The following is a 24,756-nucleotide window of genomic DNA, read 5'->3' as shown; positions in this document are numbered from 1 at the left end:
AGGAATACATAATGAAAAGAACCTGACCGGATAGGTCAGGTTCTTTTCATTAATTTAAGTTAAGCCAAACGCTCTTTACTTCTGTATAGTTATTTAATGCATAAGATCCCATTTCACGGCCAAGACCAGATTGTTTAAATCCTCCAAATGGAGATGCTGCATCAAACACGTTATAACAGTTTACCCACACTGTACCTGCACGTACTTTACTTGCAACATAGTGTGCTGTTTTAACATTTTCTGTCCACACACCAGCCGCTAAGCCGAATTGTGATTTATTTGCACGTTCAATTACTTCATCAATATCGTTAAATGGTATTGCAGAAATAACTGGACCGAAAATTTCTTCTTTTGCGATCGTCATTTCATCATTTACGTCAGCGAATACTGTAGGAGAAACGAAGTAGCCTTGATCGAATGGATTACTTCCTCCGCAAAGTACTTCAGCGCCTTCTTCAATCCCTTTTTCAATGTAGCCCATTACACGTTTTTGTTGTTCTTCAGAAACGAGAGGACCAATTGTTGTTTCAGGGTTAAGACCGACACCTTGATTTAGTTTTTTAGAATAGAGGACGAGATCAGCCATGACATTATCATACATTTTCTTCGGAACAAATAAGCGTGATCCAGCAGAGCATACTTGTCCTTGGTTAAACATAACACCAGAAAGTGCACCAGGAATCGCGCGAGATAAATCAGCATCCGGCAAGATGATATTTGGTGATTTACCGCCTAACTCAAGTGTAACGCGTTTTAATGATTCGGATGCTTGTCGCATAATTTGTTTACCGACAGGAGTAGAACCGGTAAATGCAATTTTATCAACGAGTGGATGATTAACGAGAGCTTGTCCAGCTGATTCACCGAATCCAGGTACGATATTAATAACACCTTTCGGGAATCCAGCTTCTTCAATTAATTCAGCTAAGTATAGAGCAGATAGTGGAGTTTGTTCTGCAGGTTTTAAAACGATTGTACATCCTGTAGCAAGCGCTGCTCCCATTTTCCACATTGCCATAAGAAGCGGGAAGTTCCAAGGAATAATTTGACCAACGACACCAACAGCTTCATGGCGTGTATAGTTAAAGTAATCACCGGAAACAGGAATTGTTTGACCAACGATTTTCGTAGCCCAGCCAGCGTAATAGCGCATATGCTCAATTGCAAGTGGGATGTCTGCTGCCATTGTTTCACGGATTGGCTTTCCGTTATCTAATGTTTCGAGCTGTGCAAGCTCTTCTTTATGTTCTTCCATTAAATCAGCTAACTTGTACATGAGACGGCTTCGCTCAGCAGTGCTCATACGAGACCAAGGACCTTCGTCAAAAGCCATACGAGCTGCGACTACAGCTTTATGAATATCTTCGCGACCAGCTTCAGAAACGACGGCAAGTGTTTCACCAGTTGCTGGGTTAGGTGTTTTAAATGTTTTACCGGAAGCGCTTTCAATGAAAGATCCATTCACATATAACTTTTTTGTACCTTGAAGAAACTTCTCTACCTTTTCATGAAGATTTACAGCTAGTTGACTCATTGTATAACCCCCTTGAAAATATAATGTAAACGCAGTACGAGACGGCGCTTATTCCGAAATCAAGGATGTGGAAACTAGATGGAAAGCCTCTAATTAAAATCATAATTAAGAAATACTGAAAATTCAAATTTCATTTGTGTTACAATTGTAAAAAATATGTAATGTAAGAGAATCTTCTATATGATTATAAAAAAATCCTGCTTGTTTTTGCTTTCTAGTAGGAAAAACTAGAAGAACAATGGTACAATAATACATCGTGAGAGGAGGGGTAAAAATGAAAGATTATCATGATGATCCACGCTTTCGAATAGCCCATAGAGAAGCGTTAATTGGTCTTGGACTTGCTATTATTAATTTTATAATTTGGTACGGATTTGCTTATGGGCTTGGTAGTAAAAATCCGAATGAATATACATATGTATTAGGTTTTCCCGCATGGTTTTTTTATAGCTGTATCGTTGGATTTATCGTTATGGTTATTTTACTTAGTTTAGTTGTTCGTTTTGTATTTCAAGATATTTCACTCGATGAGGAAGAAAAAAGTGAGGAATAATAGATGAATTGGTATGTAATCATTCCAATGATAATTTCGTTTATCGTTGTATTTTTAATTGGTGTATATGCTTCAAGACGCGTGCAAGCAACTGCTCATAATAAATTTTTGCAAGAATATTTTCTTGGTGGGCGTGAGCTAGGCGGTTTATTATTAGCGATGACAATGATTGCTACGTACGGTAGTGCAAGTAGCTTTATTGGTGGCCCTGGTATTGCTTACAATATGGGTCTTGGATGGGTACTGTTATCTGCGATTCAAGTTGTAACAGGGTATATCGTTTTAACGGTTATCGGTAAAAAGTTTGCAATTATCGCTAGGAAGATGGAAGCAATTACTCTTATCGATTATTTAAAAGGGAGATACAATAATAAAGCAGTTGTTATACTTTCTGCGTTATGTATTATTATCTTTTTATTTTCAGCGACAGTAGCCCAGTGGGTCGGTGGTGGACGATTAATTGAGTCACTAACGGGGCTATCGTATACAACAGCACTATTTTTATTTACTTTTTCTGTACTTGTGTACGTATTAATTGGTGGATTTCGTGCAGTTGCTCTATCAGATACATTATTAGGAATCATTATGTTAGTTGGAACAACAATCATTTTAATTGCTACTGTCATTGCTGGTGGTGGAATTGAAAAGATTATGCAGGAACTTGTTCAAATTAATCCAAAGTTAATTACACCATTCGGAGCAGATGGCAGTTTAACGAAATCATATGTTACATCATTTTGGATTTTAATTGGAATTGGCGTTGTCGGTTTACCGCAAATTAGCGTGCGTGCCATGTCTTATAAAAATTCAAAAGCGATGCACCAAGCTTTAATAATTGGAACCGTTGTCGTTGGCACAATTATGATCGGTATGCATTTAACAGGTGTATTTGCAAGAGTAGTACTTCCAGGTATAACGGTACCAGATAAAGTAATGCCGCTACTTGCGATGGAAGTGTTGCCACCTTGGTTAGCTGGAGTTTTCTTAGCTGCACCGATGGCAGCGATTATGTCTACAGTAAACTCTTTATTATTACTTGTAAGCTCGTCAATTATTAAAGATATATACGTAAATTACATAAATAAAGATGCAGCAGACAGTACGATAAAAAAAGGAAGTTTGTGGATTACGGGTATTGTAGGACTACTCGTTTATGCAGCGGCAATTAAACCACCAGATTTTTTAATATGGCTAAATTTATTTTCTTTCGGTGGATTAGAAGCAGCATTCATTTGGCCAATCGTATTAGGGTTATATTGGAGGAAAGGAAATGCTACAGGAGCGCTTGCGTCTATTTTAGTTGGGGTAGGCTCATATATGTGTATTCATCTTTTCTATCCAAATCCGTTCGGTATACATACAGTTGTCTTCCCGATTTGTTTTGCGTTTATCGCTTACATCATTGGAAGTATGAGTGCTGTAAAAAAAACAGTATAGGTTAGCTGAAGAAACGTAGTCCTTATAAGACTGCGTTTTTTTGTGTGAATTTGTTCATTTTTTATTCTGTATATCCACGGTTATTCATAAATTAATAACAACTGAGGGGATGGAGTTGAGGTCGATGAAAAAAGTATTATTTTTAGGAGACCCAGGCATTGATGACTCTTTAGCAATTATGTATGGATTGTTGCATCCTGATATTGATATTGTTGGTGTAGTAACGGGATATGGAAATGTAACACAAGAAAAGGCGACAAGTAATGCCGCATATTTATTGCAAATGGCAGGACGGGAAGATATACCTGTTATTAATGGTGCGAAAATTCCTTTATCCGGAGATATTACGACGTATTATCCAGAAATTCATGGGACAGACGGTTTAGGGCCAATTAAACCTCCAAAAACTTTTTCACCAAATATAAAGCCTTTTTGTACATTTTTTGATCTTCTTGAAAAATATAAAGGAGAATTAATAATAGTCGATGCTGGTAGATCAACAACATTAGCGACAGCATTTATTTTAGAAAAGCCGATGATGAAGTATGTGAAAGAATATTATATAATGGGCGGTGCTTTCTTAATGCCTGGCAATGTAACACCAGTCGCAGAGGCGAATTTTCATGGTGATCCCATTGCGTCACAATTAGTTATGCAAAATGCCAAAAATGTAACATTAGTGCCACTTAACGTTACATCTGAAGCAATTATTACACCGGAAATGGTAAAATATATTACGAAACACTCTAAAACGAGTTTTAATAAGTTAATCGAGCCGATATTTACGTACTATTATAAAGCTTATAGAAAGTTAAATCCGAAAATAAAAGGAAGTCCAGTACATGACGTCGTTACAATGATGGTTGCGGCAAATCCATCCCTTTTAGATTATGTATATCGTCGTGTCGATGTAGATACAGTTGGAATTGCAAAAGGAGAGAGTATTGCTGATTTTCGGCCTCAACCTGATGCAAAAGCATTAAAAAATTGGGTGCGAATTGGTTGGTCGTTACATTATAAAAAGTTTCTTGAGGATTTTGTGAAATTTATGACGTAGACATAATAGGAGCATACAAGTTAAAATAATGGAGATGGTTATTTAAATGACCATCTCCATTATTTTGTTTTTAAATGATAAATAGAGAAGAGTTACACAATAGGAGAGGAATTTTACTTGAAAAAAACTATAGTATGCGCAGTAATTGTGGGTATTTTTGTTTTGCTAATATCGGGTAACTTTTTAGTGAAAAAAGTGTGGAGTTCAAATAATGATGATGCACAGTATATTGCATCTTTTATTGAAGAACATAAAGATGAAAAAAATAGTGCGCTTCTAGTAAAGAGAAATGATAAAGTTGTTTATTCTGTAAACCCAAATGTTGTATTGCCAGTTGCTAGTACGATGAAATTAATTGTGGCGCTTGAATATACGAAACAAGTTACTGAAGGGAAAATTGATTCTTCTAGTTTCGTGTCGATTAATGATGTGAATCGTTATTATGTGCCGAATACAGATGGTGGTGCACAAGATAGATGGCAAAAGTATTTGGAGAAGACGGGCAAGATAACTGAAGGAGCGGTTTCTTTAGAAGAAGTGGCAAAAGGAATGGTTAAGTTTAGTTCGAATGCAAATGCTGAATACTTAATGGAATTGTTAGGATTAGATAACATCAATCGAAATTTACAAAGTTTATCACTTCCTGCACATCAACCACTATTTCCAATCGTTTCATCTTTGTATATCCCGGGATATTTGCATAAAGAATTACATGTTCCAAAATATAAAATAGAGAAAAAGTTAAAAGAAATGTCTCAAGAGCAATATCGTGAATATGCGATGATTATTCATGAACGCTTAAAGAAGAAGGGACCATTATTACAGAAGGAAATTCCGCTTTATTTAGAGGAACGTTACGACAAAATTTGGTCAGATAGATTACCAGCAGCTTCTGCAAATGATTATATGGTATTACTTCAAAAGGCAAACCATAAAGGTGGCTTGACAGAGGCTGAAGAAAAAGTGTGGGCAAATATCGTTGAAACAGACATGAGTGCCAAGAAATACCGTAAAACATTCAGACATGCGGGGCAAAAGAATGGTTACACACCATGGACGGTTACAAAAGCAGTTTATGCTATGGATAAACGTGGAAACTGTACAGAAATTGTGTTTTTGGCGAATAATTTAAATGAAGACGATAGTGCAGAAATACGGAAACATTTAGCAAACTTGCATTTCCAAGTGTTGCAAAGTGATAAGTATGATGCGACTTTTATTAAATAAACTCGGTGCAGAGAGCACCGAGTTTATTTTTATGTACAAGCACTTTTTTTCTATCTCTGGGTATGATGGGTAGTAATACTTAGGTGAGAGGGGAAAAGGTGATGAAACAAAGTAAAGAAGAGTTTATAAAGAGTGAAGGCGCTGATTTCCCTGGGAAAACATATGTGGATTGTGTATTACAACATGTATTTGATTTTCAACGAAATTACTTATTGAAAGATATGTTTCAAGTGCATAAAGCACATATTACGATGCTGACGGAAGAAAATTTAATGAAAAAGGAAGAAGCTAAAGTTATATTACACGCATTAAAAAAGGTAGAGGGAATTCCAGAAGAGCAATTGCTCTATACAGAGCAGCATGAAGATCTCTTTTTTTTAGTCGAACATTTAATTTCTCAAGAAGCGAAATGCGATTTTGTAAGTAATATGCATATTGGTAGAAGTAGAAATGATATGGGCGTAACGATGTATCGCATGAGTTTAAGGCGATATGTATTGCGATTAATAGAACATCATTTGTTATTGCAAGAAAGTGTATTGCAACTTGCTGCTGATCATAAGGAAACGATCATGCCAGCTTATACACATACACAACCAGCACAGCCAACAACATTTGGTCATTATACGTTAGCAATTTATGATACGATGCAAAGAGATTTAGAACGAATGAAAAAAACGTACCAGCTTTTAAATCAGTCTCCAATGGGGGCGGCTGCACTCTCTACAACAAGTTTCCCGATTAAACGAGAACGAGTTGCTCATCTACTTGGATTTACAAATGTAATTGAGAACTCATATGATGCTGTTGCTGGAGCGGATTATTTATTAGAAGTTAGCTCGCTACTTATGGTAATGATGACGAATACGAGTAGATGGATTCATGACTTTTTGTTGTTAGCAACGAAAGAATATGACGGTATTACTGTTGCAAAGTCATATGTACAAATCAGTAGTATTATGCCGCAAAAACGAAACCCGGTTTCAATTGAACATGCTCGTGCAATTACGAGTAGTGCTTTAGGAGAAGCATTTACAGTATTTCAAATGATTCATAATACACCATTTGGTGATATTGTCGATACGGAAGATGACTTGCAGCCATATTTATATAAAGGGATTGAAAAGGCAATTCGTGTTTTTTGTATGATGAATGCAGTGATCCGAACGATGAAAGTAGAAGAAGAAACGTTAAAAAGTCGTTCCTATAAACATGCAATAACGATAACGGATTTCGCCGATGTTTTAACAAAAAACTATGAAATTCCATTTCGGCATGCTCATCATGCAGCAAGTGCTATTGCAAATATGTCATTGGAGCAGAAAAAAGAACTACATGAATTACAATTCAAAGAGGTAAATATGTACTTGCAAGAACATTTTAAAATAAATTTATTAGAAAAAGAGTGGAAAGAAATTATATCGCCAGAAGCTTTTATTCAAAAAAGAAATGTATACGGTGGACCGAGTAAAAAAGAGATGGAGCGCATGATCAAAAATCGAAAAGAGTCATTTCAAAAAGAAGAAGATGTATTTGAAAAGGAAAAACAGAGAATTTTACAAGCTGAAAATGCTTTGAATACATTAGCTTTGAATATTATTGAATCGTAAAAGAGGGATTTGATGAATTAATCGCCAATACTTAATTAAACTATGAATAGAGAGAAGAGATTGTCGATGATTCAATTACATGTATATGAAGAGATTTTTCATTTTAAAGAAGATGTTACACCATTTCTAGAAAAGAATGAGCAGGAAAACAATCTCATATTAGGTGTATTACAAATGGTCCAAGAACCGATATTTATGGGGATAGCGAAACAAGGAGAAGAAATTGCGGTTGTATTTCTGCAAACAGAAGAGAAGAAACAAATCATTGTTGCAACTTCTGAAATTGCGGGAGTAACTATTGAGGAACTTGCAAAAGAATTAACGAAAGTATATCCGGATATTCCTGGATTGATCGGTAATAAGAAAATTGTACAGAAATTAGCGGAAGAGATTGCCGTATTAGAAAATAAAAAAACGAATGTTGCAATGGAGCAAGGTGTGTATGAGCTGAACAGAGTAAAGAAGAAGTGTAATGCGAATGGACTTTTCCGAGCGGTAAATAATGATGAATTACCATTAATAGAACAGTGGATATATCAATTTTGTGAAGACGTAAAGCTTCCTACTACGAAAGAAGAAGCAAAACAAACTGCGTATACATTAATAATTACAAATCGACTGTTTGGTTTGGAAGTAGATGGGAAACTCGTTTCTGTAGCTGCAAAAACGAGACCAACTAAAAATAATATAACAGTCAATTTCGTATATACGCCGAAAGAAGCAAGGAAAAAAGGGTATGCATCTCATTGTGTAGCAGCACTTAGTCAACGTATGTTAGATGAAGGCTATCAGACGACTACGTTATATACTGATCTAGCGAATCCGACATCTAATAAAATTTATCAAGAAATTGGTTATGAACAAATTGCGGAATCTGTGCTCATATTTTTAGAGAAGTAAAACAAAAAGGCGTGCTATTTTAGCACGCCTTTTTGTTATTCATCAATTCTAATAACCTCGCCTTGAGGGAATTCCTCAGTTTCTAGTAAGTTACGAATAGCTTTCGCAACATATTCAGGTGATAATAGCTTTCCTTCTTCTTTTAATGCAATGAAGCGGTCTAAATTTGTGAAGTCTTCTTTAGCTGTTTCACGAATTTGTGCTTGCATATTTGTATCAACAACACCGGGGGCAAAAGCGACGATTTTTACTGGATATTCTTTTTCCCATTCTTCAGTTGCTACGCATTGTGTAAACATATTTACACCAGCTTTCGTCGTACAATAAGCGCCCCATCCGAAATAAGGATTTTTTCCTGCACCAGATGAAATATTTATAACGCGTTTATCTACTTTCCATTCTTTCGTATGTTTCATAAACGTAGATGTAAGAATCATAGGTGCAAGTAAATTAATGTGAACGTTCGTAATGAATTGTTCGCTTTCTGCTTTTTCAATCGGCTTCATAGGTGCAACTGTACCTGCATTATTAATTAAATGAATAGAGGATACATTGTCTTCTTTAATGGATGAAATGATTTCTTTAAAGTTAGTTTCTAAGTTATGTACATCTTGAAGATCTAAGGAATGAAAAATGCAATTGCTGTTATATTGCTCTGCAAGTTTAGTAAGTTCTCTATTTTCTCTTCTAGAAATAGAGATGACAGTTGTACTTTCTTCTAACAATTGAGTGGCAATAGCCTCACCTAAACCTTGTGAAGTTCCTGTTATGATAACGTAGCGCATAGTTTTATAAACTCCTCTCGTATGTGCGGAATTTTGTTGGACAACGTACATTGCATAGTTTGTCTACATTTCATAGTATAGAGCACTTTTTACTATAAATGAAATGAGATGATTGTGTGCCTTTTATAAACCGTTTTACAACAACAGTACCTGGTGCCGTCACGTTCACTGGGAACACGTTAGGGCTTAGTCCTACATCACCTGCGCCAGGTAATATTTTTGGTACACTTGCTGTGTTTACTACGGTAAATACAGCGCTGCAAGTACCAGGGTTCCCAGCAGGAACGACGGATGAATGGCAATTGAATTCTTCAAGTGCAATTTTAAATCTTCCGGCGGGGAGTAGTGTGCTATATGCAGAGTTAGTTTGGGCTGGTACTTTTCGGACTGATACGGAAGATGTTTTACCATTTTTAAATGATGATATTACATTTACAACACCATCAGGGACGTTTGCTGTTACGCCAGATCCCGCTACCGCGCAGCAAGGTTCAGTAGGAAATCAGTTTTATTATGCTCGCTCTGCTAATGTAACGAATCTTGTTAGTGCAGGTGGGGCAGGCACATATACAACAGGTGCTGTGCCCGCTGCAAGAACTTCAGCTGATCCAACAATCAGTCGTTCAGCTGGCTGGACGCTTGAGGTTGTATATCAAAATGCAAGTTTACCTCTTCGGAATTTGTCAGTTTATGCAGGCCAAGAAATTATTGATGCTTCATCCCCGCCTGTTGATGCTACTATTTCAGGATTTGCTACGCCGGCAACAGGAGCTGTTACAGGAAGAGTGCTCGTAACTGCTCAAGAAGGCGATTCTAACATTGTTGGAGATCAACTTCGCTTTGGACCGAATGCAAATGCTACAGTTGCATTATTCGGACCGAGAAACCCTGCGAATAATTTCTTCCAGTCTCAAATTTGTAATGACATTGGAGAGTTAGATACAACCGGGACATTTGGAGATTTGAATCAGCCGTTAGGGATAGCTTTAGCTGTCCGAAGACAAGGGTGGGATATTACGAATGTAAATGCCTCTGCATCATTAGTAAATAATCAAACGTCAGCAACGGTTCGATTTGTTACAAATGGAGATGGATACGCTGCAGCTGGTTTTGGTGTTCAAATTGATGCAACAGGTCCAATTATTAATCCTGTTAAATCAGTTAATAGAACAGTCGCAGGGGTAGGGGATACCCTCACTTATACGATTACGGTCCCAAATACAGGAACAGGAAGTGCAGAAAACGTTGTATTACGTGATAGTATTCCGAACGGAACGACGTTTGTTGCAGGTAGTGTTACGGTAGGAGGAGTAACACAGCCGAATGCAAACCCTGCTAATGGAATTAATTTAGGTACAATCCCAAATAACACGCAAAGAATTGTTACATTTCAAGTTCGAATAACATCATTCCCGAATCCCAATCCTATTTTAAATCGTGCAATGGTGTCATATCAATTTCGTCCTTTCGTTGGTAGTCCTCCTATTACAAGTACGTCTTCTTCAAACACAGTACAAACGACAGTGAATCAAGCAACTATAAGTATGCAGAAATCTGTAGATTTACAGACGGCAACGCTTAATGATGTATTAACGTACACAGTTAATGTCACAAATAATGGAAATGTCACTGCGAGCAATGTTATTTTTGTTGATAGTATCCCTGCTGGAACAACATTTGTCGCAAATAGCGTTACGGTAAATGGAGTAGCACGTCCAGGAGCGAATCCAGCAAGTAGTATTAATCTAGGAAGTATTAATGCTTCGCAAACGACTGTAGTGCGCTTTCAAGTTCGAGTAACATCGAACCCTCTTGTCAATCCAATTCCAAACCGTGCAAGTGCAACATTTACCTTTACTCCAGTGCCTGGTCAACAACCAGTTTCAGGGCAAGCGACAAGTAATACTGTAGTTACGACAATTAATATAGCTGATATAACAACGAGAAAAACAGTGGATAAAGCTTTTGCAACGGTTAACGACGTTCTTACGTACACGGTAACAATTCAAAATACAGGAAATGTACTTGCAACGAACGTTATTTTTCAAGACCCAATCCCAATTGGAACGACTTTTATCGCAAATAGTGTGACTGTGGACGGGGTTTCACAACCTGGGGCAAATCCAGCGAGTGGGTTTACGGTAGCTAATATATCTCCTGGCGGAAGTAGGACTGTTACATTTCAAGTACGAGTAACATCTACGCCGTCAGGTGGTACGATTCCGAATCGCGGAAATGTGTCTGCTAATTTTGTCGTTATTCCAAATCAGCCACCGATAACAATTAATAGACTAACGAATACAGTTGTGACACAAGTTAATACAGGTGGTTTGAATGTAATAAAAGAAGTGAATACAATGCAAGCAGCAGTAGGGGATACTTTAACATACACAATTGCCGTCCAAAATACAGGGAACGTTCCGTTAACAAATGTATTTTTCCAAGACCCTATTTCTTCTGCTGTTTCATTTGTTGCAAATTCTGTAACAATTAATGGAGTACAGCAAAGTGGACTAAATCCGAATACAGGATTTTCTCTTCCGAATATTCCTGCGGCTCAAACAGTTGTAGTCACATTTGACGTGTTAATTGTACAGGATCCAGAAAATGAAGATATTTTAAATCAAGCGAATGTAACAGCAAGCTTTCAAGTGAATCCGAGTGAACCACCAGTGACAATAAATGTTCCGAGTAATGTTGTGAATACGACAGTACAATCAGGAAACTTTGAAGTTGTGAAGTCAGTGAATACAGATGTTGCGACGGTAGGAGATGTTTTAGTATATACAATCGAAGTTATAAATGCAGGTAGTGTACCAGCTACAAATGTATTTTTCCAAGATTCAATTCCACAAGGGACATTATTTATTGAAAATAGTGTATTGGTTAATGGTGTTTTACAAGAGGGGGCAGATCCAGGACTTGGATTCCCATTAAATGATTTGCCTACTGGCGCCAGTGTTATTGTTACGTTTGAAGTATTAATTGATGAAATTCCCCAAGGAAATAATGTCGTAAATAATGCGAATGTAACTGGAGATTTCCTTGTAAATCCAACAGAGCCACCGATTACTGTAACAGTACCAAGTAACACTGTTATGACGGTCGTGAATTCTTCAGGGTTAAATGTAAGGAAAAGTGTAAGTGCTACTGAAGCCGGTGTAGGAGATACGTTAACGTATACAGTCCGTATACAAAATAGTGGAACGGTGGCAGCGACAAATGTATCATTCCTTGATCCGATTCCAGTTGGAACCACTTTTGTAGCGAATAGTGTAACAATAAACGGGACACCTCAACCAGGTTTAAACCCGACAACTGGATTTCCACTTGCTAATATTCCAGTAGGAGGTATGGTGACGGTCACTTTTCAAGTGACAATCACGAGTATACCACCAAATAGAGTTCTTCCGAATAATGCGAATGTCACTGCTGATTTCCAAGTAAGTCCTCTCCAGCCACCAATTACAATTGTAACGATTAGTAATATTGTTGTGACGCGAGTGAATGTAGGATCACTTAATGTAATGAAGAGTGTAAATACACCACAAGCCGGTGTAGGAGATACGTTAACGTATACGATTCTTATTCAAAATACAGGAACTGTTCCTGCAACGAATATTGTTTTTCAAGATCCAATTCCGTCTGGTACTGCCTTTGTAGCAAATAGTGTGACGATAAATGGAGTCGTTCAGCAAGGTGCGGATCCTATGGTAGGTTTCCCAGTACCAAATATTCCGGTCGGGCAAACATCTACGATTACGTTTCAAGTTACAGTGACGAGTATTCCGAGCGGTGGAAATATAAGAAACCAATCGAACGTTACTGCAAGTTTTCTTATAAATCCAGCAAACCCTCCAATAACGACTGTTACAAATAGTAATTTTGTAGTGACGCAAGTAAACACAGCACAGTTAAATATACAAAAATCTTCATCTGTACAACAAGCAGCACTTGGAGAAACTTACACGTATTCTGTTGTCATTCGAAATAACGGTACAGTAACAGCAACGAATGTCTCTTTCCTTGATCCAATTGCTTTAGAAACAACATTTGTAGCAAATAGTGTAACGATAAATGGAACGCCTCAACCTGGATTTGATCCAAATATTGGTTTCCCGCTTCCTAATATTGCAGCTGGAACATCATTGACAGTAACGTTCCAAGTTACGGTAGTTGCACCGTCTACACGTGGAGCAGTATTAAATACAGCATCTGCTACAGCCACTTTCTTATTGAATCCTTTACAACCACCTGTAACAACAACAAATTCAAGTAATACAACGGTAGTTACAATACCGTTACCTCCTCCTGGTGAAGTAACAGCAACAAAAACAGTTGATGTTGCAACTGGGGCTGTCGGGGATGTATTAACGTATACAGTGCTAATAACGAATGTAGGAATTATCCCTGTTACAGATGTACTCTTCCAAGATGTCATTCCAGAAGGGACGACGTTTGTTGACAATAGTGTAACGATAGGTGGAGTGCAGCAACCAGGATTAAATCCAGAAATAGGATTTACAGCTACTCCATTATTAATCGCTGGTGGAAGTATTGAGGTCACATTCCAAGTGACGATTACAGAAATTCCAGATAATGAAGTCATATTAAATGATGCAGATGTTACATTTACTTCACAACCAAATCCGCAGGAACCACCGATTACGGAAACGATATTAACAAATTTAGTCGTTACGACAATTAATATAGCGTTTATTTTTCCATTGAAACTAGTAGATAAAGAAGTAGCGACGGTAGGAGAAATATTAACGTATGATGTATTGATTTTTAATTTCGGAACAGTGCCAGCGACGAATGTTCAATTTATCGATACTACTTCCGCGGGTGTAGCATTTGTACCAGGAAGTGTGAGCATAAACGGGGTACCAGCACCAGGATTAAATCCTTTCATTGGTTTTACAGTTCCAGATATACCTGTCGATGATTTTGTACTTGTCACATATCAGGAAGTGGTTACAAGCATACCAGAAGGTGGAACGATTGTTAATTTTGTAGACGTTACAGCTACATTTGCTGTAAGTGAAACAGAACCGCCTATTACGGAAACAACGACAAGTAATACGACATTAACAGAAATCAATGAATCTGGTTTGAATGTTTTAAAATCAGTAAGTCAGCCGGTTGTTGCAGTAGGCGATACAATCACATATACAACAGTAGTTCAAAATACGGGAACAGTGATAGCGACGAATGTTCAATATAGTGATGTATTACCATCCTCTATAACATTCGTACCAAATAGTGTAACGATAAACGGTGTGTTACAGCCTGGATTAGACCCTAACACTGGCTTCTCACTTCCCGATATAACTCCAGGTGAAAGTGTAGAAGTCACATTCCAAGTAACAGTTGTTAGCGTTCCGTCAAACGGAACAATTGCCAATACGGCAAATGTTACTGGAAGCTTTATTTTAGTACCAGGAGAACCACCAGTTATAGTAAATCAGCCAAGTAATACAACACTCACAACTGTAAATAGAGGACGCTTTAATGTTATTAAACAAGTAAATAGAGCCGCTACTCTAGTTGGAGATGTATTGACGTATACAGTGCAAATAACGAATACAGGAACAGTAACAGCTAACAATGTTCAGTTTATTGATACGATTTCAACAGGTGCGTCATTTTTACCAAATAGTGTAACAATAAATGGAGCCCCGCAACCAAACTTAAATCCGATTACTGGATTTGGAGTTGGAGATATTCCAGTTGGTGAAACAGTTATAGTGACGTTTCAAGCGACAGTTACAAACATCCCGTCATCAGGAACAATTACGAACGTTGCAAATATAACAGGAAGCTTTACTTTAGTGTCAGGAGAGCCACCGGTTGTAGTAACAGAGCCGAGTAATACGACGATAACTAGAGTGAATAGAGGACGATTCAGCGTTATAAAATCTGTAAATAAAGAAGCGACACGATTAGGAGATACGTTAACGTATAGTGTGCAAGTTACAAATACGGGAACGGTAACAGCGACGAACGTTCAGTTTAGCGATGTTCCATCACCTAGTTTAGAATTCGTTCTTGGAAGTGTACAAATAAATGGGATTCCGCAAGTAGGTTTAGATCCATTTATAGGCTTTGCATTGCCTAATCTTGCAGTAGGGGATAGTGTATTAATTACATTTGAAGTAAATATAATCGCAGTTCCGCCTTCTAGTAGCATTATGAATACAGCAAGAGTAACGGGTGATTTCGAATTGATTCCAGGAGAACCTCCGTCTACAATTACAAATTCAAGTAATACGACAGTCACACCAGTAAATAGAGGCAGTTTAGATATGCAAAAAGAAGTAGATCATTCAATTGTTGGAGTAGGAGAAACAGTAAAGTATACGGTTCGAATATTAAATACTGGTACTGCTGATGCGATGAATATTCAATTTATCGATGTCCTATCTCCGGAAGCTGTTTTTGTACCAAATAGTGTAACTGTAAATGGAGTAGCTCGTCCGGGAGTGAATCCGCAGGTTGGATTTACGATTGTAGACATTCCAGTCGGTGAGACGGCGATTGTAACATATGAAGCTACGATTACGAGCTTTCCAGATGGTGGTACAGTAGTGAACGTTGCTGGGGCGTTAGCAGAATATATTTTAGTACCAGGGGAGCCGCCAGTTACAGTGATGGATACGAGTAATACAGTTATAGTGACGGTAAATACTGCAATCTTATTTGTTGCAAAAGGAGCAAACTTTGAAGTAGCAATGATAGGGGATGTTGTCACTTACGGAATCGCTGTTATAAATGATAGTACAGTTCCTGTGACCAACATTGTGTTAACAGATATCATTGATCCGAATACGCTATTTATAAATGGCACGGTAACGGTAAATGATGTACCTCTTCCATTTGCTAATCCGAATACCGGTATTCCGTTAGGTGATTTTCAGCCAAATGACGCAGCAATTATTAATTTCCAAGTCGTAATAACAGGAGGACAAATAAATAATTTAGTTACAAATACTGCTATAGCAAATGGGCTCGCAACTGTAAATCCGAATGAGCCGCCAGTAGTAGTTGAAGGTGATAGCAATACAGTTGTTATCCCGTTTATTCCTCAAAATGTCTCAACGACAGTCGTAAAAACGGCAAATTTACAGGCAGCAACAATTGGCGATGTTATTACGTTTACGACAGTTATTACAAATACGGGGGATACAGCAATACAAAATATTCGTTTTCAAGATATGTTAGATAGTAGTGTTCAATTTGTCCTTGGAACTGTAACGATTGATAATACGCCAGTGCCAAATGTAAACCCAGTATCAGGTTTTATTATAGGAAATTTAAATCCAGGTGAAGCACGGACAGTTTCGTTCCAAGTAGTAGTGCAGAGCGCGCCAAATGGTTCAGGAAATTATATAAATCAAGCGAGTATTCGTTTCGAACATCAAGTAGGCACAGTATTGCCACCTGTTACACAAATGTTAGAAAGTAACATAGTTGTCATTCCATTTGTTCCAACGATAGAACAAATTTGTGAAACGAATCTTAATTGCTTAAGGAAAATTCCTTTTCAATGTTCTCCGTGTAATCATTTGCAAATAAATAAAAAATAAATACAGAAAGAGCATCCGGAAAAAAGGATGCTCTTTCTGTATTTATCATGTAGATTCTTTTTCGGGTGAGGTGAAAAATTCGTCGATTTTGTCGGAGAGTAGTAATGGAATGGCTCCTTTTATAACAGAAATGTCCCAGTCCCACCATGCGAGATTCTCTAGTTTGTCAATCGTTTCTTGTGGGAAACGATATCGAACAAATTTTGCAGGATTACCAGCCACAATTGCATATGGAGGGACGTCTTTTGTAACAACACTTTTTGCACCAATAATGGCACCGTTACCAATTGTAACACCAGATAAAATGCAGGATTGATAACCAATCCATACATCATTGCCGACTACGATATCACCTTTTGAAGAAGGGTGACCAGTAATATGTGCTCCTTCATCAAAAAGTGCATTAAATGGATAAGTTGTTATCCAGTCTGCGCGATGTTCACCGCCAAGTATGAAAACGACTTCTTCTGCTAATGAACAAAACTTACCTATTTTTAATTTTGTTTCATCGTTCCAAGAAAAAATGGTTGGCCCTACTTTACTATAAGTATAATCACCAATATCATATTTATTATATTCAGGTTTTTGATTTAAATATAACATGCTTCTTCAGCCTCCTTTCTCAATTAAGTGATACGTATGGAATATTATATGCAAGATGTAGTAATGTGAACTGTATTAATAGGTGAAATGAACAAAAGGAAGTGGGATGTATGCGATACGAAATGGGTCTATATAATAAACCGTTTCAGTCAATTCAATCAGGAAAAAAAGTATATGAAGTACGCCTATACGATGAAAAACGTCAACTAATAAACAAAGGCGATGAAATCGTATTTACGAATCTTACGACAAAAGAAATGATGACGGTAAAAGTAACGGAAATAAAGCGATACGAGAGCTTTAAAGCCATGTATGAACAAATCGATAAAAAATTATTGGATTGTGAAAATGATAGTTTAGAGGAAATGTTAGAAAGTACATACAAAATATATACGAAAGAACAAGAAAAAGAGTGGGGAACAGTTGCGATTCGTATTGAGGTAATAAAATGATAAGAAATCGCGGAGCGGCTATCATTGTACAGGAAGGAAAAATCGCTCTTATAAAACGTATTCGAGAAGAGGAAACATATTATGTGTTTCCTGGCGGAGGGATTGAGGAAGGTGAAACGCCTGAAGAGGCAACGAAAAGAGAGGTATACGAAGAATTAGGGGTACATATAAAAGTGGAGCACCTCATTGCAAAGGTAAAATATAAAGGAAATGAATATTATTATGCTGCCTATATTACAGGCGGAGTGTTCGGAAGTGGAACAGCTGAGGAATTTCAGTGGGAAGGTAGAGGAAGTTATATTCCGTTATGGCTACCGATAAATGAGTTGGAAAAAGTGAATATAAAACCTTATGAAGTGGTCGGAAATATATTTAATCATTATAAAATATAACGTCTGACAACATACAAAAAAAACCATTGACATAGGCTTCTGATTTAAGTATTGTATTCGAGTATGTTTATAATCAGGAGGTTTATATGAGCAATCAAACTACTACACATCATGTGAAAATGACAACAGCAGATCCATCTGGAATTGGACTATTTGGATTAGCGATGGTAACACTTGTAGCATCATCTCAAAAGTTAGGCTTAACAGATGGCGTTTCACTTGTATTACCGTGGGCAATCTTTTTAGGAGGATTTGCACAAATCTTTGCTTGCATTCATGATGCAAAGCATAACAATACATTCGGTACAACAGCATTCGGTGCGTACGGTCTATTTTGGCTAGGTGTTGGAATGACTTGGTTAATTCAACTTGGAGTATTTGGCGAAAAATTAGCACAAGCTGCAGATTCAAAACAGCTTGGTGTAGCCTTTATCGGATATTTGATTTTCACAATCTTTATGACAATTGGTGCAATGGAAACACATAAAGTATTATTTATGATCTTCGTCCTTATTGATTTCTTATTTATCGGTCTTTCATTAAGTACTTTAGGTGTTATGCCGCATGCAATGCATAATTTAGCAGCATATTCTGAACTTCTTATTTCATTATTATCTTTCTATGGTTCAGCAGCAGCAGTGTTAAACACACACTTTGGAAAAGTTGTTTTACCAGTTGGAAAGCCGTTTGGTATTTTTAAAAAGTAATAAAAAAGCACAGATGATTGTATAGTCATCTGTGCTTTTTTATTTATTCCGCTCTTTGTGGGCTGTCTGAAAAAGCTTGATTGGTGAGGTCTCATTAAACTTTCACTTTATTTGAAATAAGTAATGTGAAATGTAAATAAAAGTAGAAAAATAATTGAAATTGATTCTCATTATTAATATAATGAGAATGAGAATCATTTATTGTTAGAGGGGGATGCCAAAGTGGCAAAGATTTTAATAGCTTATGCAAGTATGTCAGGAAATACAGAGAGTATTGCTGATTTAATTAAAGTTAGTTTAGATGCTTTTGATCATGAAGTAGTATTGCAAGAAATGGAAGGCATGGATGCTGAAGAATTATTAGCTTATGATGGAATCATTTTAGGATCTTATACGTGGGGCGATGGTGAATTACCATTTGAAGCGGAAGATTTTCATGATGACTTAGAAAATATAGATTTAGCTGGGAAAAAGGTAGCGGTATTCGGATCGGGTGATACGGCGTATGAACTGTTTTGTGAAGCGGTAACGATATTTGAAGAACGTCTTGTGGAACGCGGTGCAGAGCTTGTACAAGAAGGGCTGAAAATTGAATTAGCTCCAGAAGATGAAGAGGATGTTGAAAAATGCAGTAATTTTGCAATTGCATTTGCTGAGAAGTTCTAAGAATGGGAGTGTCAACGTGGAGACAATGTTAAGTGCAACTGCTATTACAAAGTTAAGAGATGGAAAACTGTTGTTAGCTACTACATATAATGGCTTATTTGTTGAACAAGACGGAGAATGGAAACGAATTTTAAATGGTTTTCAGAAACGAATTAGGGATTTACATAGCGAAGATAATGTAGTTTATGGTGTAGGTGACGAAGGGATTTTTATTCGTAGTATGAATGGTGGAGAGAATTGGACAATTCAGCGTTTTCCAACAAAAGCAACGAGTTGGAATGTATGTAGCAATGTACAAGGAACTGTTGTTGCTCATGGAGAAAAAATGCTGTATCTTTCTAATAATTTCGGTTCGACATGGGAAACTATTCATCCGTTTCTTGAGTATGGCAGTGCGGCACCGTCTATTCGATCGTTATTTTTATATAAACATTACTTATTTATTGGTACGAAAATTCATGCTAAATATGGTGGTGTTTGGCTCTTTGATTTGAAGACACGTAAATTAAAGAGGATTAAAATTGCGATGAATCAAATGATCTCTGCGTTGACTTTACACAATTCTTATTTAGTAGCGGCAAGTGGATCGTGCAAGGGAGTTAGCGGGAATATTTCTTATTGTAAAATAGATGAAAGTATTGCAAGTGAAAAAATATATTGGCACACATGTCAAAGTGAGCAGAAAGCAAGTAGTTATTTAGACTTAAGTGTAGATCAACATATTTTATATACAACTTCAACGCAAAATAAGGCGGGTATTAGTAGTGTGTGCCGTGTGCTTCTTGAAGAAGGTATTGTTACAGTATGTGATTCGGTTAAAGGGCACGGATGGCGCATTGTTAATCAAAAAGATGGCTATGTAGTAGCCGGATCAGGTGAATTAAAAGCAATGCAGTGGGAACAAAAAATAATTTAAGAAAAAAACTTTACTTTTATTATATTGATATGATATAGTATATTTAAACCATTTTACTTTTAATAATATAGAGATTTAAATGAGCTGTAACTTCCGAGGAGGATAGCAATGTTAAATCTCCTCAGGGGTTGCAGTTTTTTAATATCTGGCTTATTATTGTAAGGTGGTTGAAAATGAATATGTACATATAGGTACATTGTAGGAGGATTTTTTTCATGCAAAACGGTAAAGTAAAATGGTTTAACTCAGAAAAAGGTTTCGGTTTCATCGAAGTTGAAGGCGGAGAAGACGTATTCGTTCATTTCTCAGCTATCCAAGGCGAAGGCTTCAAAACTTTAGAAGAAGGTCAAGAAGTTACTTTCGAAGTAGAACAAGGTAACCGTGGACCTCAAGCTACTAACGTAAACAAGAAGTAATTTTTGAAAAAAGAAGGGCTCGCCCTTCTTTTTTTTGCATTTTTATAGATGTCCTCCTACTTACATATCATAACGAGACTGAATTTTCATTTATTTATTCGGAGTATTTTTGTATAAAGTACATGAATAAATAAATACTGAAAATAAAGTGTTTGTGTGAAAAGGAATTTAGAAAGAGGTAAATAAATTGAAAAACGCTACACATTTTATTGTGTTTGATATTGAGAGGAATTTCAGACCGTATAAATCAGAAGATCCGTCAGAAATAGTTGATATCGGAGCTGTAAAAATAGAAATAGGTACAATGAAGATAATTGAAGAATTTTCGGAGTTAGTAAAACCAAGTGCACGATTAACTCGTCATACAACAAAATTAACCGGTATTACGAAAAAAGATTTAATGGGTGTAGAAAAATTCCCTCAAATTATAGAGAAATTTATTCAGTTCATCGGCGAAGGTTCTATATTTGTTTCATGGGGAAAAGAAGATTATCGCTTTCTATCTCATGATTGTACATTATATGGTGTTGAATGCCCAAGTATAGAAAAAGAACATAGAATTGATTTGCAAAAATTTGTTTTCCAAGCATATGAGGAATTGTTTGAACATACGCCAAGTTTACAATTTGCGGTAGAACAGCTCGCTTTAACGTGGGAAGGAAAACAGCACCGTGCTTTAGCAGATGCTGAAAATACAGCAAATATACTTCTTAAAGTGTGTAGCGAGAGAGATATTAATAAGCGATACAAAAGACATGGTGAACTTGAACTTGTAAAAAACGGAAAACTAACAGAAAAAGCGAAAAAAAAGATGCGAAAATGGGTGTTTAAAGAACTAAAGAAAAATACAGAACGCCCTTTTGAATGGAGTACATTTGAAAGTGGTGACACGTGGGAAAGTATAACGGAAAGATATTATATAAGTGAAAATACAGTAGAACTCCTGAAAAAACATTTTCGTACAGCAGTGAGAAAAGCGGAACGGCAGATTAGGTATTTGGCTGAGATGGAGGAGAATACAGAGGTTAAATGAATTGCTCCTCCATCTCTAACTACATACATGTAATAACAGCGTATTGATATTAAATAGGCATCAACTTGTTGTTGTGATTGTGCATTATAATTGCTTTGGGAGTGTTAAGACGTAATAAGAGTTTTAAACTGTATTAATAAAATAAAAATATATATAAAGAAAAGAGTGTAGCTTAATGGAAACAATCTTTAACATTTAAACTGTTTTAGTTTTTTGGATAATATTTACTACACAATTAGCATTAACTACACTTTCTTTCATAGTAAAGAAGAATTGGAAAAAACTTAATATCTCTTTAAGTTGTGGTGTATTAAAGTTTAAAATAGAAGAGTAAGATTGAGTTTTGTATAAGGGAGGTATGATAGTGGTAGACTTGGATATTAAAGATGTCACAGTAAAGATGGAATTAAACGGTGTCTTTTGGAATGAGGATCGGATTGCTGAAATGAAGGTGACTACAAAAGAAGAGCATTCTGTTATTCTTCGTCTAGTAGTTGATTTAGAAAGTAAAACTATTAGGGCGACGAGTGCGGAAATAGTGAATGGATTCTGCCCTCTGTGCAAACAGAAAAGGGACGAATGTAGTGAACTTAATGACTTGCAAAACAAAATGGAAATTTTAGAAGAAGCCTACGATTGGGTGAGAGAACATCCGGAATATCGTTTTCAATTATCTTTTTACGAGTACAATAAATTTGAGGTAGTAAAGTGAAATTTGCATTTTAACAACTTATAGAAGGACTTGGTCAACTAGAAATATTGAAGTAGATATTTCTAATGGAAATAAGCCTGTATAACAAGGAAGGGATATATTTGATTCTGCAACAAATGTCATCTTGCATCAAAAAAATTTAAAAATAAACATGTTTTATTTATATTAAAAATCGATTCTTAGTAGAATCGGTTTTTAATATAAATAAAAGAGCGCTTATTAAAAGCGCCCAGTAACAACAGTTATATGGAAGTATTTATCCCGTAAAAGCCCGATTGGTGAGGGCTAATAATTAGTGGGGGATGAACAAAACCCCACTGATTAAAGTTTCACTTTATTCAATACCGCTCGGATCAAACGAATACTGCTGCTTATTCTCAATCCGCTCAATCACATCTTGCAGCTCATCTGGCTTCAGAAACTCAATAGGAGAGAAGCCTTTTTCAAATGTAAGTGTGTCTGCTTCAATCATAAGTACATATCGATCATTTACCTTCGCAATATGTATTTGATCCCCAAAATCCGCAAGCAACGCCTTCACAGAGATATGATCGGCTTTTAGTTTTAATTCCACTTCAGGAGCATGCTCGACGATTTGAGCGGTTGCTTCCATTACTTCTTCAGTTGAAAATTGTTCCATAATTTCGCGTTTCGGACTGGCAGCCCATACTTCCATCGCTTGGTCGAATTGTTCGCGTTCTTCCGTACCTTCTTCAAATACATCTTCAATTTGGTCGTATACCATGTCCATTACTTGTGTTTTCATAATTTCAGGCATAGAGCGTTCATATTCGACGAATTTTAAGAAGTCTTCAAAGTAGCGGGCATGTGATGCTTGATGTATTTTTAGTTCGCCTACTTCAACCATTCCTTCTTCAGGCATGTACGGATATTGGATAGATTTCATATTCTTTGTTGTGATGGCCATTTCAACGTTACGAATCAGTGTTGATTCATCAGAAATAGAAGCAACCTTTGGTTCGAAGTCGCATTTCATTACGAATACAAATGGATCATCAAAGTATTTGCGTAGTTTTGCCTGAGCAATTAAAAATACACCACCACGTACAGCGCTTGTGTCAAGATATGTATAAACGAGAGGTTCGCTCATATCTTTAAAGTTTTCTTTTGTTTCTGCAAAGCGAATACGATTAAAAAGGTTGTAATGAGGGTTTGAATCAAGTTCGTGCCCTTCTTCTACAATAAAGCGACCAATTTTTGTTGGGGCTTGTTCTGTTTTTGCATGACGTTCTACTTTTCGCTTCGATATTTTTAATAACTCACCATTCAAAAATTCTTTTAAGGAGCTATCTTCATATTCTTCAGCGTCTAAAGTTTGAAAATGTTTGTAGCGTTTATCAACTGCTTCACCTTTTCCTTCTACTTGTACAACATAAAAGGAAAGATAATTTATTTCAAAATCCATATTTATCACCTTGTTTCATTTCATTAACTCTTATCAGTATAGAGATGGAAAAAACTTTCGTCAATTTATATAAGGAAGGGGGAGCCCCTTCCTTATATAATTTTTATTTTTTCAATTAAAATCCGTCTTCTAATGCTGCGAATGGAATGTTTAGTCTGTTTTCTACTGTGCGTAAACGTTGGTTTAAGCGGTTGAGTCTACGTGTATGGCGCTCAACTGTATTTTCTAGTTGACGTACTCTTTGTTCAAGCTCATTTACGCGTCTTTCTAATTGACGATTTCCAGTGCCAGGAAAAGAGATTGGAAGTTGGAATTGTCTATTTTGGTCGTATGGATTCGTGTGCTCTGCTTGATCTATATAAGATTGATATTGTGTTTGTAAGTCATACTGTGGTTGTTGGTACGCATATTGATTATATGGATCATATGGATTGTAGGGATACATAATAACATCCTCCATTTCTTTAAAATAGGTTGAATACACCATAATGTATGTGCAAAAGCGGAGCGGTGGCACGGCAAATACCTATTTATGTTGACGGGATTTCTCTTTATCCCGCTATTTGCTGGGCAATAAGACCCCCATGTCAAAATTCAGCAGAAACAAAGAAGGTCGGGATGCCCGTAAAACCCCCACTGATTAAAGTTTCACTTTATAAAAAATAGCTTGAGGGTTTTTGATTTGTATTTCTTTTGCTTAATGGTATATACTGGATAAAAGGGGGAGTTTACATAAAAGTT

Annotated in this window: 20 protein-coding genes; 15 read left to right on the top strand and 5 right to left on the bottom strand. The window is 36.6% G+C overall.

Annotated elements, in window-relative coordinates:
- Positions 1-49: 49 nt before the first annotated feature.
- Positions 50-1,534 carry an aldehyde dehydrogenase DhaS gene (gene dhaS / locus HMPREF2590_RS20355; protein ID WP_000080279.1) on the bottom strand — a complete coding sequence of 495 codons (1,485 nt, stop codon included), beginning with the start codon at positions 1,532-1,534 and terminating at the stop codon, positions 50-52.
- Between the two features lie 274 nt (positions 1,535-1,808).
- On the opposite strand from dhaS, the gene HMPREF2590_RS20350 reads away from it, so the two are divergent.
- The 6 genes from HMPREF2590_RS20350 to HMPREF2590_RS20325 all read left to right on the top strand — a co-directional run bounded on the left by HMPREF2590_RS20350 (position 1,809) and on the right by HMPREF2590_RS20325 (position 8,318).
- Positions 1,809-2,087 (top strand): YhdT family protein, encoded by a 279-nt coding sequence (locus HMPREF2590_RS20350; protein WP_000656239.1) that lies wholly within the window; start codon positions 1,809-1,811, stop codon positions 2,085-2,087.
- 3 nt (positions 2,088-2,090) lie between these two features.
- On the top strand, positions 2,091-3,524 hold the full coding sequence (gene panF, locus HMPREF2590_RS20345) for a sodium/pantothenate symporter (protein WP_001104819.1): 1,434 nt from the start codon (positions 2,091-2,093) through the stop codon (positions 3,522-3,524).
- Positions 3,525-3,648: 124 nt separating this feature from the next.
- Positions 3,649-4,581, top strand: a complete 933-nt coding sequence (locus tag HMPREF2590_RS20340; protein WP_000756459.1) for a nucleoside hydrolase — start codon at positions 3,649-3,651, stop codon at positions 4,579-4,581.
- Between the two features lie 117 nt (positions 4,582-4,698).
- Entirely contained in the window at positions 4,699-5,808 is a 1,110-nt protein-coding gene (locus HMPREF2590_RS20335) for a serine hydrolase (protein ID WP_000751366.1), read from the top strand.
- A gap of 101 nt (positions 5,809-5,909) precedes the next feature.
- Positions 5,910-7,418 (top strand): argininosuccinate lyase, encoded by a 1,509-nt coding sequence (argH, locus tag HMPREF2590_RS20330; protein WP_000813963.1) that lies wholly within the window; start codon positions 5,910-5,912, stop codon positions 7,416-7,418.
- A gap of 66 nt (positions 7,419-7,484) precedes the next feature.
- On the top strand, positions 7,485-8,318 hold the full coding sequence (locus tag HMPREF2590_RS20325) for a GNAT family N-acetyltransferase (RefSeq protein ID WP_000615375.1): 834 nt from the start codon (positions 7,485-7,487) through the stop codon (positions 8,316-8,318).
- Between the two features lie 35 nt (positions 8,319-8,353).
- Here the strand turns inward: HMPREF2590_RS20325 and HMPREF2590_RS20320 are convergent, their stop codons facing one another.
- Positions 8,354-9,103: a (S)-benzoin forming benzil reductase gene (locus tag HMPREF2590_RS20320; protein WP_050822045.1), complete on the bottom strand. Its 750-nt coding sequence runs from the start codon at positions 9,101-9,103 to the stop codon at positions 8,354-8,356.
- Positions 9,104-9,219: 116 nt separating this feature from the next.
- Here HMPREF2590_RS20320 and HMPREF2590_RS20315 point away from each other — a divergent pair, with 116 nt between their 5' ends.
- Positions 9,220-16,692: a DUF7507 domain-containing protein gene (locus tag HMPREF2590_RS20315; protein ID WP_050822044.1), complete on the top strand. Its 7,473-nt coding sequence runs from the start codon at positions 9,220-9,222 to the stop codon at positions 16,690-16,692.
- A 45-nt stretch (positions 16,693-16,737) separates the two neighbouring features.
- Here HMPREF2590_RS20315 and HMPREF2590_RS20310 read toward each other — a convergent pair whose 3' ends face one another.
- Positions 16,738-17,295, bottom strand: coding sequence for a CatB-related O-acetyltransferase (locus tag HMPREF2590_RS20310; RefSeq protein ID WP_000966304.1), 558 nt, complete (start codon positions 17,293-17,295; stop codon positions 16,738-16,740).
- 110 nt (positions 17,296-17,405) lie between these two features.
- Here HMPREF2590_RS20310 and HMPREF2590_RS20305 point away from each other — a divergent pair, with 110 nt between their 5' ends.
- The 8 genes from HMPREF2590_RS20305 (at position 17,406) to HMPREF2590_RS20265 (ending at position 22,589) form a co-directional block, all read left to right on the top strand.
- Entirely contained in the window at positions 17,406-17,747 is a 342-nt protein-coding gene (locus HMPREF2590_RS20305; protein ID WP_001268348.1) for an ASCH domain-containing protein, read from the top strand.
- Entirely contained in the window at positions 17,744-18,139 is a 396-nt protein-coding gene (locus HMPREF2590_RS20300) for an NUDIX hydrolase (RefSeq protein WP_000620829.1), read from the top strand. Before HMPREF2590_RS20305 ends, HMPREF2590_RS20300 begins: the two co-directional genes overlap by 4 nt.
- 86 nt (positions 18,140-18,225) lie before the next feature.
- A complete protein-coding gene (locus HMPREF2590_RS20295) occupies positions 18,226-18,846 on the top strand; it encodes an acetate uptake transporter (protein ID WP_000070938.1) in 621 nt (206 codons plus the stop codon).
- Between the two features lie 222 nt (positions 18,847-19,068).
- Entirely contained in the window at positions 19,069-19,512 is a 444-nt protein-coding gene (locus HMPREF2590_RS20290; RefSeq protein WP_001062752.1) for a flavodoxin, read from the top strand.
- A gap of 16 nt (positions 19,513-19,528) precedes the next feature.
- On the top strand, positions 19,529-20,428 hold the full coding sequence (locus tag HMPREF2590_RS20285) for a WD40/YVTN/BNR-like repeat-containing protein (protein ID WP_000449493.1): 900 nt from the start codon (positions 19,529-19,531) through the stop codon (positions 20,426-20,428).
- A gap of 215 nt (positions 20,429-20,643) precedes the next feature.
- Positions 20,644-20,844, top strand: a complete 201-nt coding sequence (gene cspB, locus HMPREF2590_RS20280; protein ID WP_001179150.1) for a cold shock-like protein CspB — start codon at positions 20,644-20,646, stop codon at positions 20,842-20,844.
- A 187-nt stretch (positions 20,845-21,031) separates the two neighbouring features.
- The gene (locus tag HMPREF2590_RS20275) at positions 21,032-21,877 is read left to right on the top strand and encodes an exonuclease (protein WP_050822043.1); all 846 of its coding nucleotides are present in this window, start codon (positions 21,032-21,034) and stop codon (positions 21,875-21,877) included.
- Between the two features lie 364 nt (positions 21,878-22,241).
- On the top strand, positions 22,242-22,589 hold the full coding sequence (locus tag HMPREF2590_RS20265) for a hypothetical protein (protein WP_000227983.1): 348 nt from the start codon (positions 22,242-22,244) through the stop codon (positions 22,587-22,589).
- Between the two features lie 334 nt (positions 22,590-22,923).
- On the opposite strand, the gene HMPREF2590_RS20260 is transcribed toward HMPREF2590_RS20265, so the two are convergent.
- Positions 22,924-24,015 carry a DUF3900 domain-containing protein gene (locus HMPREF2590_RS20260; protein ID WP_000345046.1) on the bottom strand — a complete coding sequence of 364 codons (1,092 nt, stop codon included), beginning with the start codon at positions 24,013-24,015 and terminating at the stop codon, positions 22,924-22,926.
- 115 nt (positions 24,016-24,130) lie between these two features.
- Positions 24,131-24,460, bottom strand: a complete 330-nt coding sequence (locus tag HMPREF2590_RS20255; protein WP_000283715.1) for a hypothetical protein — start codon at positions 24,458-24,460, stop codon at positions 24,131-24,133.
- Positions 24,461-24,756: the final 296 nt, after the last annotated feature.

The sequence above is a fragment of the Bacillus sp. HMSC036E02 genome, from assembly GCF_001836235.1.
Taxonomy (GTDB): domain Bacteria; phylum Bacillota; class Bacilli; order Bacillales; family Bacillaceae_G; genus Bacillus_A; species Bacillus_A cereus.
The sequence above is the reverse complement of the archived record's forward strand: the minus strand, read 5'-3'. Positions and strand labels throughout refer to the sequence as shown.

Excerpts from the sequence above, each read along its gene's own strand:
- argH (WP_000813963.1), top strand. The coding sequence starts at position 5,910 with ATGAAACAAAGTAAAGAAGAGTTTATAAAGAGTGAAGGCGCTGATTTC.
- HMPREF2590_RS20300 (WP_000620829.1), top strand. The coding sequence starts at position 17,744 with ATGATAAGAAATCGCGGAGCGGCTATCATTGTACAGGAAGGAAAAATC.
- HMPREF2590_RS20320 (WP_050822045.1), bottom strand. The coding sequence starts at position 9,103 with ATGCGCTACGTTATCATAACAGGAACTTCACAAGGTTTAGGTGAGGCT.
- HMPREF2590_RS20255 (WP_000283715.1), bottom strand. The coding sequence starts at position 24,460 with ATGTATCCCTACAATCCATATGATCCATATAATCAATATGCGTACCAA.
- HMPREF2590_RS20260 (WP_000345046.1), bottom strand. The coding sequence starts at position 24,015 with ATGGATTTTGAAATAAATTATCTTTCCTTTTATGTTGTACAAGTAGAA.
- HMPREF2590_RS20350 (WP_000656239.1), top strand. The coding sequence starts at position 1,809 with ATGAAAGATTATCATGATGATCCACGCTTTCGAATAGCCCATAGAGAA.
- HMPREF2590_RS20310 (WP_000966304.1), bottom strand. The coding sequence starts at position 17,295 with ATGTTATATTTAAATCAAAAACCTGAATATAATAAATATGATATTGGT.
- HMPREF2590_RS20305 (WP_001268348.1), top strand. The coding sequence starts at position 17,406 with ATGCGATACGAAATGGGTCTATATAATAAACCGTTTCAGTCAATTCAA.
- HMPREF2590_RS20295 (WP_000070938.1), top strand. The coding sequence starts at position 18,226 with ATGAGCAATCAAACTACTACACATCATGTGAAAATGACAACAGCAGAT.
- cspB (WP_001179150.1), top strand. The coding sequence starts at position 20,644 with ATGCAAAACGGTAAAGTAAAATGGTTTAACTCAGAAAAAGGTTTCGGT.
- HMPREF2590_RS20340 (WP_000756459.1), top strand. The coding sequence starts at position 3,649 with ATGAAAAAAGTATTATTTTTAGGAGACCCAGGCATTGATGACTCTTTA.
- HMPREF2590_RS20325 (WP_000615375.1), top strand. The coding sequence starts at position 7,485 with ATGATTCAATTACATGTATATGAAGAGATTTTTCATTTTAAAGAAGAT.
- panF (WP_001104819.1), top strand. The coding sequence starts at position 2,091 with ATGAATTGGTATGTAATCATTCCAATGATAATTTCGTTTATCGTTGTA.
- dhaS (WP_000080279.1), bottom strand. The coding sequence starts at position 1,534 with ATGAGTCAACTAGCTGTAAATCTTCATGAAAAGGTAGAGAAGTTTCTT.